This window comes from Oligosphaera ethanolica, from assembly GCF_030814695.1.
GTDB classification, from domain to species: domain Bacteria; phylum Verrucomicrobiota; class Lentisphaeria; order Oligosphaerales; family Oligosphaeraceae; genus Oligosphaera; species Oligosphaera ethanolica.
On sequence record NZ_JAUSVL010000001.1, the window covers coordinates 3,099,974 to 3,113,717 of the forward strand.

Genomic DNA, 13,744 nt, shown 5'->3' on the forward strand with positions numbered 1-13,744 from the left:
GCCACCGGCTTTGCCTTGCCGCCCCGGCATAAAAAAACGCCTGGGCGAAATGTCACTTTCAGCCCAGGCGGTCGGCATTGCTCGGATTGTCTTTCCCTTGTGGTTCGTCCACATTTCCGCCAGTCAAGACAACACCATAAGATAATGCCGGGACCCGGCAGAGCAAATGCCCCAGGTCGCGGCGGTGGCGGAAAGAGACCAAATCACCGCGCGGCGGTTGCGGCGCTGGCACCGAGGGTTTACATTACGCCCTCGCGATTTTTCCGCGTTGCGGGCGATTAGCTCAGTTGGTTAGAGCGTCACGTTTACACCGTGAGTGTCGGGGGTTCGAGTCCCTCATCGCCCACCATTTTCCCCCACCTGACGGGGGGCTTTGCCCGCGCCATCTCTCTCGCCTTGTTCAGCGCGGGCCGGTCACGCCGGCCAAGCTGGGTATCATGGATGCCGTATCCGTTTTGGCGTTCTTGTCTGGCATTGGGGGCAGCACGGCGTAAATCTGCTTCATAGCCTCGAAGACCTCCGTGAAAGTCTGTGGGCGTTCTTCGGGATTCTGGCGGATCATTTTCTCCATGAGCAGGGCCAGGTCCGGGAAAATTCCCTCCAGCTTGGCGGCGCTGCTCACGCGGAGTTTTGACACGTGGCGTTTGGCTAGCGACTGCAGTTCGTCGGCGTCGTAGTAAGTCCGGCCGGTAAGGGCATGAAACATCACCATGCCCAAGCTGTAGAGTTCGCTGTACGCATCTTCGCTGTTGCCGAGGAGGCGTTCTGGCGGCAGGTAATAGGGCGAACCCGAGATAAATTCATCCGTCGGGTTGAAAGCTTGCTCCCGGGAGATGCAGAGCCCGAAGTCAAGCAACACGGCGTAGCCATTGGGATTGAGGATGATATTTTCGGGCTTGAGGTCGCGGAACAGAAAACCCCGCGCGTAGATGTGCTGCTCTGCCGCCAAGATATGCAGAGCCATGGGCACGACCTCCTGTACCGGTAGCTGGTTCAGGCGCTCAATCCTCTTGTCAAGACGCTCGCCGCTGATGTAGTCCATTACGGTGAAGTACTCGTCGTCGGCAAAACCGCTGTCTAGGCAGCTGGCAATGAACTCGTTTTCCCGGAAATTGGCACTGACAGCTGCCTCGTTCAGCAACGCATGGATGTTCGGCGGGTTGCTGCGTTCTTGCCGCGACAGCACTTTCACCGCCAGCAAATGCTCAGGAAAATTCAGCGACACGGCCTTGTACACGCTGCCCATGCCGCCACCGCCAGCGGGTTCGTACAGGAAGTAGTCGGCGATCTTCTTGGGGGCAAAAAAGGGCGTGTCGCAATGCGGGCAGTTCTGGAGCTGCAAGGGCCGCATCTCACTGATGGATAGCTTCTTCTTGCAGGAGGAACAGGGCAGCTGCCCTTTGTCCCAGCAGCGGTTGAGATATTTGGCCGACGGCATGCCGCTCTGGTCGGTCTTACTCTTGCTGAATAATGCGCCTATGCCCATGTCGAGATTCCTCCCAAACTAGTTGCGGGAAACAGATATGTGTCAAACATATACGACAACAAGGCAACCGCAAGCCCAACACGGTTGTTTGCGGCGGCAATACGTAATCGGTCAGTACCCCCCCCCGGTGGGGAAAACACCGGGGACAATTTGCAGGAAACCCACGGCCAACCGCCGCCCAGCCATCCGACCTTGATTTCCTCCGACCTTTGCGGCAGCGTGTTTCATAGGAGTAACCACCCCGGTGGGGATAACACCGGGGATATTGTGCAGGAAACCCACGGCCAACCACCGCCCAACCATCCGACCTTGATTTCCGCCGACCTTTGCGGCAGCGGAGTTATAGCGGGCCCAGAGTAGCAGCGGCTTCCTGCCGCTGTGCGCACGGCTCGTGCGGCGGGGGAGACGGGCCGGGTACGGTCGGCGTGGGTGGCTGGTGCGGGAAATGAGCCGTCTTGTCGGAGTGGGCGAGACGCCCACTCCACTGCCGCGAGACGTGATCGGTAAGTAACCATGATCATTGTAAATATTGTCGGTTGTCGTTTCTATTATCGAAGGATGCGCCCTGCTCAAAAAGAAAAAAAACAAAAAAAACGATGGTGGGGCACGAAAGAACGGGAAAGAAGTTTGCTTTTTGTTTTTTGGCTATGACATTTCTAGTTGTTCACAGCTGTAATTTTCACCAGTGAGTACTGCTCATTTTATGAGTCCCAAGTCAATCAGAGAGGAGCGTCGTCCTATGAAACACCAAAAAACCAGCGGCATGTTACGGGGGGCGTGGTTGGTTCTGCTGTTGATCTTTGTTTCCGGAGGCCTACACGCCTGGCAGGTGGATGTCTTTGTGAATGGCTCCACCGAGGGGGCGACAATGTCCTTTGGCGAGGGCGAGGCGGACATGAAGCCCATGCCGCCATTTAGCGGTATGTACGGCGTGGTGGATGTCTATCTGGCGAATCCTGACAAAGTATATCCGGCGGGTATCTCTGCGGCTATACAGGATTTCTACAATCGCCTGAGCGTGGACATCAAGGCCAGTGCTACTCGTGTTGACAACCGCTGGGTGCTGGTTGCCGGCAGCAATGCCCGCCTCACCTGGACCGCCGTGGAAGGCGCCATTCCCGCAGACTTCAACATTGCCTGGACCGAGAAGGGCGAAAACAAAGTCGAGGCAGTTGTAGCTGGCGCCACCTTCAGCGTCAAAGCCGGCATCACCTACACCTTGGGCGTAGGCGTGGGTACTGCAGATATTCAGACCGACCCCAACAACCCGAACCAGATGGTTGGCAAAGACGAACAAGGCAACTTGGAACCCGCCATCATCACCTTGACCATGCCGTCGGTTGCCGCCGTGACGTCCTACACCATTAGCATTAACCTCAATGCCGGCACGACCCTCCTGGCTTTCCCCGTCTACGAGGCCGGCGTGCTCACCAAGTACAAAGCCAACAACGGCACCGAAATCCTTCCCGCCGGCATCGCCGCTGCTGCCGCCTGGATCATTGAAGTTGTTGCCCCCGGTTATGATGTGGCCCTCGCCTGGGATGTCACTGACCCCAATGTGCTCATCGCCACCCTGACCAAAAACAACACCCGGGCCGACGGCGATTGGCTGCTCTCCGCACAACCCACCAAAACCGGCATCGCACCACTGTCCGCCAATACGACGCTGACAAAAGTTGACGGCACCGATCCTACCGCCGAAGAACTCCTCGGCAACCTCATCGCCATCATCCAGCAACTCGGAACCCTCGATTTCGATAGCAACGGGGTTGTTGATTTGGACGACGCTACGTACCTTTACAACTACGCTGCCGGCGGCATGGATCCCTATGCAACTGCAGAAGACCTCATGGCCTTTACTACTGCTGAGGCGACGGTGGCGGCAGCTCAAACTGCTTTGGATTTCTTCCGGAACAACCTTTCTGAACTCTATTTTGATGGTACGGACGAACAGGTCGGTGTTTTACTTGATAATGCGACCTACTTCTACAATTTTGCTAGTGGTAATTTTGATGAGTATGCCACAGGAGCAGACCTAAAAGCGTTCTCAACAGCGGCTGCAACGGATGCATTGGCTGAAGAAGCCCTAGCTACCATGCGCGAGTTTCTTGAAAACGCCAGATAATCCACAACCATCATTATATATAGGGTAAAAGAAACTCGCATTCCTCGAAAGGAAAAGTCATTATGAGCAGTATTATTATCACAAAAACGATCAAGCCGCTGCTGGTGTGTTTTTGTTCTTTGTTCCTGCTGGGCACTCTTTCAGCTCAGGTAGCCACCCAGGTGTTTGATATCCGTTTCACCTATCCGCGGGCTTGTGTTCTTGGTACAGCCAATGCCAAGGGCATGCTGGAAATTAATGTCAACACCGGCGCAGATATCAATATGCAGAATATCACCCTGCTTATTACTCTTCCGGCTGGTGTGAGCATACCAGATACGGCTGCAGACGTGACACTAAATCCCAGTGTTATCGAGGCGACATCATTGACTAAATCGACAAAAACAATTACCGCCGATGGTAAGTTGCGTATTTACATTCCTGGGCAACCGACTGCCCCGGCGGTATTGAAAAGTAGTGCCGATCAGCTTTTGGCCACGGTTTTATTTACCATGGATGCGACCTTGGCGGGTACAACGGTCAACATGGCGTTCACTGTTCAGGCTTTGGTTGGTAACGACGGCACTTACACCATTACCAAAGATAATTACTTAGACGAAGCGCCTGCCGCTGTTTCCATACCCGTCTTTACCCAGCGCGTAGCTGACAATGGCGATATCTTCATTCGCAAGGGCGCTGAGACCAGCAAGGTGTATACCCTGACTTCTACGGGTGGTGATGCTAGCAAGCCGGTGACCTACGCGATTACGACTCAGCCGACCAAAGGCACAGTGGAAATTGTTGGCGATCAGGCCACCTACACTGTTACGGATACCGAGACTGAATTCTACGATGACGCCGCTGATACTTTTCAGTTCACGGCTACCGATGAAACCACGGGCACCAGCGCGCCGGCGACAGTGACCGTAAGCTACCGCGCCAACCCGCCGGCGGTGATTACCGCTCTTGACGGCCAGCCGGCGCTTGGCAGCACGTTGACTGTTCCCGAAGTGGATGGCAATGGCGATGCCAGCTCTTTCACCCTGGGTATCAACGCCACTGATGATCCTAGCGTCACCCCCGATCGCATCAAGGAGATCGTTTGGTCCGTAGCCTATGGCGACGAGTCCAACGCTTGGACTATTGTTGGACAGGATGCTCCGTATGATCCCATGCATCCCTCGCAGGACAGCACTATCACCCTCACTCTCCCGGGTTATGACACCATCACTGGTTCGCCCCGTCCGGCAGACAAAGACTTTACCGTGACGGTTACGGTGACCGACGCTCTTGACGCGACCTCCACGGCAACGTGGACGGTCAAGGTCACTGACGTCGATCGCCCGCAAGGCGCACCGCAGTCCATTGACAGCTTTACCCCCACAGCGCCGGTCACTGGCGATGACATCACCGTCAACTACACCGGCGCCGCTGCCGCGGACCCCGATGGCGATGCCATCACGTACCGAGTCAACTGGAATTCCGGCGCAAAATTCTTTGCAGGGGAAACCCTGACCAGTGACAACACACTGAAGGGCGAGACCTGGACGGCGTCGGTGGTGTCAGTGACGGCCCCCTACGGTGCCGATGTTGCTTCTGCCCCCGTAACCGACACTGTCACCATTGGCAACACCGCACCCGTGGTTACTGATGGCAGCATGTTCATCCGCAAGGGCGCCGAGACCGAGAAGACTTTTACCTTGACGGCCACCGACGCCGACCCAGCCGATGCCTTTACTTACGCTATTGTCACGGCGCCTACCAAGGGCACCGTGGTACTAGCCGACAACGTGGTGACCTACACCGTCACCGATCCCACCCAGGAATTCTATGGTGCGAATGCGGACACATTTACTTTCACGGCCAATGACGGCACAGACGACAGTACCGAGGCCACCGTAACGGTCACCTATCGCGAGAATCCCCCGGCGGACATCGTCGCGATGGACGGCCAGCCGGCTCTTGCCAGCGTGGTTGAAGTAGACGAAGTCGACACTGACGGCAATCCGAGTGTCTTCACCTTGGGCATTAACGCTACGGACAGCGACATTGTTGTGCCTTTTGGCGTTAGAAAAATCGCTTGGGCGGTAACGGGCGCTGACTGGACCATTAGCGCACCGAGCACCGACTATACCGACGTGCCCACTCAGGACAACACGGTGAGTATTACCCTGCCGGGCTATGAGACTATCGCCGGTGCAGGCCGCCCCGAGAATCAGGATTTCACCGTCACTGTTACGGTGTGGGATGCCATGGATGTCGAGTCAAGCGCCACGTGGACCATCCGCGTCAACGATGTCGATCGCCCCGCCAGCGCCCCGACCACACTTGAGATCCTCGTGGACGGCGCGGCCATCGCCGAAGGCGGCGAAGCCATGGTCGCCCAAGCCATTACACTCAACGCCGACGGCGCCGTTGATCCCGATGGCGACGTTGTCACGGGCTATGACTTCGCTTGGGCCAATGACAAGACTGACGCTACGGACATCGCGGCTCGCGCCAAAGGCGAGACCTGGACCGTCACTGCGAAGGCCAAGACCACGGTGTACGGCGCTGAAGTCATCTCCACCGAAAACAGCACGACGAGCGTCGTCATTGTCAATACCCCGCCGGTGTTGGCTTTGGTTGCGCCGCTGCCATGGACTGGTGCCACTGCGCTGCTCGAAGACTGCGCCACTACTACGCTGCCGCTTTTAGACTTTGTGGCGCCCGCAGATGACGACGTTGCCGACCTCGAAGCCGGCCGCAGCTACACCGTTGCTTTTACCCAAACGGACGATGGCTCGCTGACCTACGATCCGACGCAGAAGACTGTGGCCTTCACCCCGGCCTTGGACTTCTATGGTGATGTCACCTTCACTGTTACCGCCAATGACGGCACGGCCGACTCGGCGCCGGTTAACGTGACCTTCACCGTCCTCCCGGTCAACGACGCACCAGTCGTCGCGGTAACCGACTTTTACGCCATTCCGGATGACTGCACTGGCCTGCCGGCAGACCTTATCTTCAACGTCTTGATGGGCGGTGGCGCCGACCCGGAAGATGCCCAGAGTCTTATCGCAGCCAGCGTGGTCAGTTTTACTGATGCCGATGGCATCCTCGCTGCTCAGCCGACCATCGCGTTTGCTGGCCATACGGTCACGGTGACCTATACACTCCTTGAAACTGCCAAGGACAAGATGGGCTCTGAGGCGGTCATTACCTTCACTGTGCAGGATGACGGTGGGGTTGCCAACGGCGGTGTCGATACCAGCGCCGTCACCGAACTGAAAATTGTCTTGGGCGCCACGCCGTGGTACCCGCTCTACGAGTTGACTGACGCCAAGCTCGCCGAGAATCCCGCTTTCGCCACCTACACCAGCTATGTGGTCAGGATCAAGGACGGTAACACCGTTCTAGCCCAAAACACTCTCAAGGACGGCGACCGGGTCTTCACACCCGCGAAGTACTTCACTTCCGACGTGGCTTGCGCTGGACTGTTGCCCTCGGCGACTGCCGGGGAGAACAAGCAGTACACTGTGGAAATTCATCCCCGCGACAAGAATGGCGTGAAAGAGGACATCGTTCTTCAAGACACGGTACTGGTGCCCTTCTACGCCGCGCCGACGGCGGCGGAATTCACCAATGTCGATGCTGCTGGCGTGATCACGCCAGCTGGCAACACCGTGACCTTTGATATTAATGCGCCATTGGCATCAACCTACACGCTGAAAGTGTCCTCGGTTCTCCTCGGGGCTGCTTCCAAGAAGCTGGTGTTCGAACGTAATAACGTGAAATTCCAGCCAAGGGCTGACGGCATGATCATTCCGGTGGCAACTGCGAAAGGCGAATTCTTGACGCCTGGCGAGTATATCGCCGATTTGAGCAGTGCCAACCCCGCCGGCGCCAGCGCCGCGGTACTTGCCTCTGCTACCTTTACGATTGCTGCTGCTGGTCAGACTACGGGGCCTGACTGGGGTGATTTGTTTGTTCCGCCGAACTATAGGCCTGCTCTGTCGGAGATCATTCCGGCTAATGGAACTCAGGTTAATCCACAATTTAGGTGGCCGGATATTGGCGCCGACAGGTACAAGCTTTTTGTTACCGATGCAACAGGTAAAGCCGTTGTAAATGGCGTGGTTGTCAAAGGAACCAGTTACAATGGCTCGTCTTTGGCCGCTGGTGCCACCTATTCTTGGTGGGTAGTTGCAGTTGCTGCGATAGATGCTGATGGGAAGGAAAAGGAAGTTCGCAGCACCTCCGTTAGCTTTGCCATTATGTCCCAGGCAGGTGTTCCAGTAGTAGACAGTGTCACCGCAAACGGAACAAAACTGACCCTGAACATTCTTGAAGACTATCTCCCTGATACTGAGAAAAAGTTTTATTTTGACCTGGAGTATATCTCTATTCGCTTAGGCAAGTTCCTCTATGTCAAGAAGGCGCTCGGAAACAACACCAGTATTCCTGTGAAGAGTGGCAAGACCAGTTATACCACTGTTGATATTAAAGACAAGGGTATTCCGGTTTTAACCGCGAAGGGTGACTATGTTTTGATTGCTGTGCTCGATGAGAATGGGAATATTTTGGCTGATTATGTTCTCTACGAAGTGAAGTAGCAGTGCTCGCACGGTGAAGTGTTACGATGTATCCGAGTCTTCATCTTCAAACTTAGCTGACAGCAATCTAAAACATAGAATGTGGGAAAGGATAGGGCCATGAAATACGTATTAAAGGCACTTGTTACGGTAACCTGTGTTGGCATGATTGGTTTCTCTGTTGCCAATGGAGCCGAACAGGCTCAGGTTGGAACCAAGTCAGGCTGGAGGATTTCGTTGGGGGGCAGCTATCGTGATTTTGACAGCCCGGTTTTTAGCAAGGTGTCCTTGCCTTCCGGGCCGTCATTTGCCATCACCGGTGGCCAAAGCGGCATGAGCTATAGCCAGATGGTTGCGGATTTCGATGCGCAGAAGTCGCCGACAGCGAAAACTGGTTTTCTTTTTCAACGGTACCAGGCCAGTCGTGCGTTGGTTAGCTACGATAGTGCAAGTAGCTACACTGGGGCCGAAAGTCTGTCACCGGTTATTGGGGCAGCAACAGACATTTGGCAGGATGGAGGGCTAAGTTTGAGCCTGGCGGGTAATTTCCAGTTTTTTAGCGCGAATTCGGCAGCCTATGAAAGAACGACAAACCAGTCGTGTCAGTTGAACGCATTCTATGACTATGCTAAAAAAACGGACATTATCGAGACTATTGATGACATAGAACACAAATGGACAGGTGCAGCGGTTGTCAGCAAGAAGAAGTTCGCCATGGACCTGTATGTTTTTGACCTTGGTTTGAGCTTGAATTATGTCGCTGCAGAAAACCTGCAGGTGTTTGTGGCAGGCGGCCCGACGTTCTCGATTGCTGACATGGAGAGTTCTAACGGCCTTGGCAAGAACGAAGACGAGGTCGAGTTTGAGTACGGCGTTTATATGTCCTGTGGTGGCACCTACTGGTTTAACGAGACCTACGGGCTGTCTGCAGAAGTCCGTTACGACAACTGCTTCGGCACGGTCGGCACGCCCTTTGTCAAGCAGGACTTGGACTCTGCCAGCGGCATGCTGAAATTCGTGATGAAGTTCTAAGTCGACCCGCGCTGATTTGCAGGTTGAATATCACCGCCGTTCAAGCACTGCGTGCTTGAACGGCTTTTTTTAGGTAATGTGCGAAATCTTGTGATAAAAAGAGATACTTGACATGCGCCGTAGGCGCTTAACCATCCTTAACCCCAGGCTTTAGCCTGGGGAAAAATGCTCTCCTGCCAATCGTGCCCCGTAGGGGCACAACGGGATGCCTGACAAACACAATCTGAACACGATTACAGACCATTTTCAACCAAGACTTCGGTGCTGTAGTGCCTCTACGAGGCACTAATTTCTATAGGATACCTTAACCCCAGGCTGAAGCCTGGGGTTAAGCATGGTCGTGCCCTTACGGGGCAAATTCGCTCATAGCATATTGATGATTAGGTTATTGAAAAATCCATTGCGCATAAAAAAAGACGTGGTTACATTGGTACAAGGAATCACCGATTGGCGATACCACGTTTCATCACAAGATTTCGCACATTAACTTTTTTAAGGGACAGACAGGAGTGATGCGTAGAGCGATGTTTTACAGACTGACGAAGCTGGCATTGGCGTTTATGATCTTTGCCGCTGGGGTGTCGCCCTTACCTGGAGCGGCTGTGTATCTGGCCGGACGGGATGGCGCAGGCGCCATGCTGGCCAATGGCAGCGGCTTTGGCCAGGGGGTGTATTTTCGGCCATTGGTTTTCGATGATAGTCGCGTGGCTTTTATTGCTGTCATGCAGGAATACGCTAGCAGCGAGACCCTTTTCCGCGGGGCCTACAGTATTTGGCCGCTGGCGGCCAGTCCGAAGGCAAGCGTACTTTTTTCCGGTCGAAACGAATTTGCCTTTGGGCTTGGCAGGGAATGGCCGTTGACCAATTGGGCGTTGGCAGCGGACCGCGATGGCCAGATATTTAATGCGCTGCGGCAGGAGCAGACTAGTGATCTAGCTGGGTCAAATTATCCTTTTTTGCGCCAACTGTCGGAGGACGCCATTGCTGGCGTGGAGCTTACTGGCATCCAGCTGTCTGAGTTCTCGCGGCTGTGCTGCAGCGCCAATGGCACTCGTCTTTTCGTGTACGAGCGGGGCAAGCTGGCAATTCGCAGCTATGCGGTGACAGCGTCGTCTTTGACGGCGCAGGCTGATCTCGTCCTCCCGGCTGGCGCAGAGGGCCTTCCCGCCTACGATGGCCGGGGCATTGCGACGAACTACAACGGCCGCACGGTGTATTTTGCCGGCACGGGGCGAGGCGAGGGCATTGGCATCTTCAGTTATGATTTGAGCAACAGTCGTCTGAGCGAAGTCGCTCTGAGCGTATGCCCTGCGGAAGTGGACGCCGAGGTGGCGGTTTCCGCGAGCAACGGTGTGGTTGCTTTCCGCTCGACGATTGCCTCGCTGGCGGATGTACCATCAGCCGGCACAGGCTCTCGCGTCTACGTCGCCAGCCCGGCTGATGGCGGCGGGTATAGCTATCAGCTGTGCAGCCGGGATCTCCATGATGCTAATGCGCCGCAGTTGAGTTATGACGGCCGCTATGTTGTCTTTTGCGCCAAGGCCACGAAGGATGGCGTCCAGCAGGTCTGGCGTTTTGACCGGGAGACGGGTGAACAGCGCCCGGTGAGTAAGTTCGCGACGGCCTGGGCGAACCAGGACTCCCTGGTGCCGGCGATTTCGCCTAATGGCCGCTACATAGCCTTTGTCAGTTCGGCGACGAATCTTGGCATTGCCGGTGTGACCCAGCCGCAGGTATGGCTGGCCGATGTGGGGCCGACGCTCACAGTCGACAATCATGTTCAGACGCCAAGCGAAAAGGTCCTGTCGCTGATAGTTGACGCGCCGTCAGCGTCGACCAAGCTAGTTATGCGGGTAGCGCCTGGGACGTCTGTACCGGCTGGGACTTTTCGCGACAGCAACGGTAATGTCATCAGCTTAGGCACACAATATTCACTTACTAGTGCTCCCTTGCCCTGGAGCTACAGCGCCACTGATGCGGATGTTGGCAAGACCTACCGCATGGAGGTACAACTTGTTGACGGTCAATACAGCAGCGAGATCTTGGCTTTTTCTATCACGGTCAACGACAGCGTCATTGATGTACTGTCGTTGACTGGCGGCGGGGCATTCTGGCCGGGCGCGGCGGATTACTATGGCCTGACGATGTCGGCGGATGGCACTCGCGTTGCCTTTGTCAGCGACGCGGATTTGCTTGCGGAGTCCATCTCCGCCATCAGCAGTCGTGTGTACCTGCGGGATGTGTCTCGCGCCAAGACCTACTCGGTGTCAGTGGCGACGGGCAAGAATAGCTATAGCGCCTGTCTTTCGGGCGATGGTCGGCACGTGTTTTTTGTCACGAGCGAAGGTCTGCTTTATGACTACCAAGTCAACGCTGGCACCCGCGAAGTCATTACCGAAGGCGTTGACAGCTATGCGCCGATAGCCGTGAGCTATGCCGGCGATGTCCTACTGTACAAAAAAGGCGGTGGATTGACCTTACGTCGTGGGGGTACGGAAACTAGTTTGCCGTTGCCGGCCGGTACCGTTGACGTCATCAATCCGTCGTTGAGCCGTGATGGCCAAACAGCTATCTTTCTGGCCAGGACTGCTGATACTCAGTCGTACTCGCTGTACGCATATTTCGGCTCAACGCCTGGCAATTCCGTTTTGCTGCTTGGTGGCGTTCGCTATGCGTCATTGTCCATGAGTGGCGCCACAGCGTTGGTGCAGCAGGACGATGGCCAGGGCGGCGTGATCTGCAAGCGCATTGCCGTTGGTGGCGCCGATCGCCAGGATCGAGTACTGTCCGTTGTCATGGCGAGTAGCTGCAGTCCGGTACTTAGCGGCAATGGTCGGATCGCTGCGTACGTGCGTCTTGGCGGCAATGGCAAAAACCAAGCGTACAGCTACGATTTTAGCGCCCAGCGTGAGCGTGTTGCCAGCGTGATGAATGGCGTGCTGGGCAATGCCGACTGCGATATGGATGTCTCGCTGGTCCTGTCAACGCGTGGCGACAACGTGGTCTTTGTCAGCGCTGCCAGCAACCTAGACGTTCGCGACACGAACGGCGGCAAGGATCTCTTCCGGGCGGAGGTGCCGATGCCGACTCAGCAGGCGCCCGTATTGACCACGCTGGGTGGCCAGGTCGTACCGACGGAGCGGACCTTTATCTTGCCGACGGATGAGGATGTGCCACTGTTCCTGCCCATGGTTTACAGCGATGCCGATGGCGATGATGCGTTGCCAGAAGTGCTGACTGCGCCACTCTACGGCAACATCGAATTCATCGGGCCCGATGCCCAGCGGGCTTGGTATGCCATTCGCTATACTCCGGCGGAGAACTACTTTGGCGAGGAGACCTTCGTCTTTCGCCTCTGGGACGGTGCCGACTGGTCTGAGAGCTATACGGTGAATGTGACTGTCAACAGCGTGAACGACTCACCGTACTGGCTGGCCGATGTGCCTGCGGCGCTGACCAGCTATACTGTCAGCGAAGGCCAGACCGTGCAATCCCAACAACTCAAGGCCTATGCCGATGACGTGGACTTGCGCAATCCAGAGCCTCACGTGGACGCGATCAGCTTCAGCCTTGCGGCTGGTGCCCCGAAATGGGTGAAAATCGACAGCGCGACGGGGCAACTCACTTTCACGCCGGGTTACGACCTGGTGCAACGCGATCAAAGCGTGGCCGAACGCACCATTGTGTTTGGCTGTCTGGTCAAGGATAAGGCCGGTGCGAATGCGCGACTGGATATCAGCGTGGTGGTGGAAAATGTCAATCGCCCGCCGGTGATCAGCAGTTATCCCGCCGTTGTCATTGCCGGCATCGAAGTGCCGCACACGGCTTTTGTGGTAAGTGATCCCGATGTGGAAGACACGCTGGAGTTCTTGGTGCTGGAATTTACTGCTAAGGATGGACAGTGGATGCAGTCTGACACGGGGTGGACCTTTATCGCCCCTGCGGCGGCGGTAAACAGTGTAATCAGCACGGTTCAGGCCAAAGACGGCGGTGGCATGACGTCCGATATAAAGACCATTTCTGTTTGGCTCCCGACTATGGAGCAGAGTCTTTTGACTCTGTGGCCGCGCGACGGCGCTCCAGGCTGCGCCTTGCAGGCAGGCTGGCAGCTTTTGGCCATGCCCTACGCCTTGGACGCGGCTGGCCTGGAGCAGCTCTTGGGGGCATTGGGCCCTGGCGCCGACATCTGGCGCTGGGACAACAGCAGGGGGCTCTACGCCCTCGCCACGAGCCTACGTGCCGGCGATGGCTTCTGGTGCTATCTGCCGGCCGTGCCGGGCAATTTGTCGCGGACAGTCAGCGGTCGCCGGGAGTGGGAGCAACGTGAATATATTCACGGCTGGCAGCTTGTCGGCCTGCGCAGTGACGAGACGTCGTTAGGGCTGTCCGCAGGTAATGCGACGAGCTTTCTCTGGCGATTGACGGCCGAAAAACATGTCGCGCCGTTGCCAACCAACGGGCCGTTCGCGCCTGGCCGGGGCTACTGGCTATTCCAAAAAACGGCAACTGACTGAACGTGGGTTCCCCTGACGGGGTGATGCATGGTGC

The 13,744-nt window shown here is 56.2% G+C and carries 6 protein-coding genes, 1 tRNA gene and 1 riboswitch; of the genes, 6 read left to right on the plus strand and 1 reads right to left on the minus strand.

The annotated features are described in order from the left end of the window. Window positions 1-54: 54 nt before the first annotated feature. Window positions 55-137: riboswitch (ZMP/ZTP riboswitch) on the minus strand. 135 nt (window positions 138-272) lie between these two features. Next, window positions 273-349: transfer RNA gene (locus J3R75_RS10710), tRNA-Val, on the plus strand. Between the two features lie 51 nt (window positions 350-400). Here J3R75_RS10710 and J3R75_RS10715 read toward each other — a convergent pair. Continuing rightward, window positions 401-1,486 (minus strand): serine/threonine protein kinase, encoded by a 1,086-nt coding sequence (locus tag J3R75_RS10715; RefSeq protein ID WP_307261517.1) that lies wholly within the window; start codon window positions 1,484-1,486, stop codon window positions 401-403. A gap of 39 nt (window positions 1,487-1,525) precedes the next feature. Between J3R75_RS10715 and J3R75_RS10720 the strand changes: the two genes are divergently transcribed. The 5 genes from J3R75_RS10720 to J3R75_RS10740 all read left to right on the plus strand — a co-directional run bounded on the left by J3R75_RS10720 (window position 1,526) and on the right by J3R75_RS10740 (window position 13,710). After that, on the plus strand, window positions 1,526-1,846 hold the full coding sequence (locus J3R75_RS10720) for a hypothetical protein (protein ID WP_307261518.1): 321 nt from the start codon (window positions 1,526-1,528) through the stop codon (window positions 1,844-1,846). A gap of 379 nt (window positions 1,847-2,225) precedes the next feature. Then, a complete protein-coding gene (locus tag J3R75_RS10725; protein ID WP_307261519.1) occupies window positions 2,226-3,611 on the plus strand; it encodes a hypothetical protein in 1,386 nt (461 codons plus the stop codon). A 62-nt stretch (window positions 3,612-3,673) separates the two neighbouring features. Beyond that, complete coding sequence (locus J3R75_RS10730; RefSeq protein ID WP_307261520.1) at window positions 3,674-8,185, plus strand: Ig-like domain-containing protein; 4,512 nt, start codon at window positions 3,674-3,676, stop codon at window positions 8,183-8,185. A 99-nt stretch (window positions 8,186-8,284) separates the two neighbouring features. Continuing rightward, on the plus strand, window positions 8,285-9,196 hold the full coding sequence (locus tag J3R75_RS10735) for a hypothetical protein (RefSeq protein WP_307261521.1): 912 nt from the start codon (window positions 8,285-8,287) through the stop codon (window positions 9,194-9,196). A gap of 857 nt (window positions 9,197-10,053) precedes the next feature. After that, a complete protein-coding gene (locus tag J3R75_RS10740; RefSeq protein ID WP_307261522.1) occupies window positions 10,054-13,710 on the plus strand; it encodes an Ig-like domain-containing protein in 3,657 nt (1,218 codons plus the stop codon). Window positions 13,711-13,744: the final 34 nt, after the last annotated feature.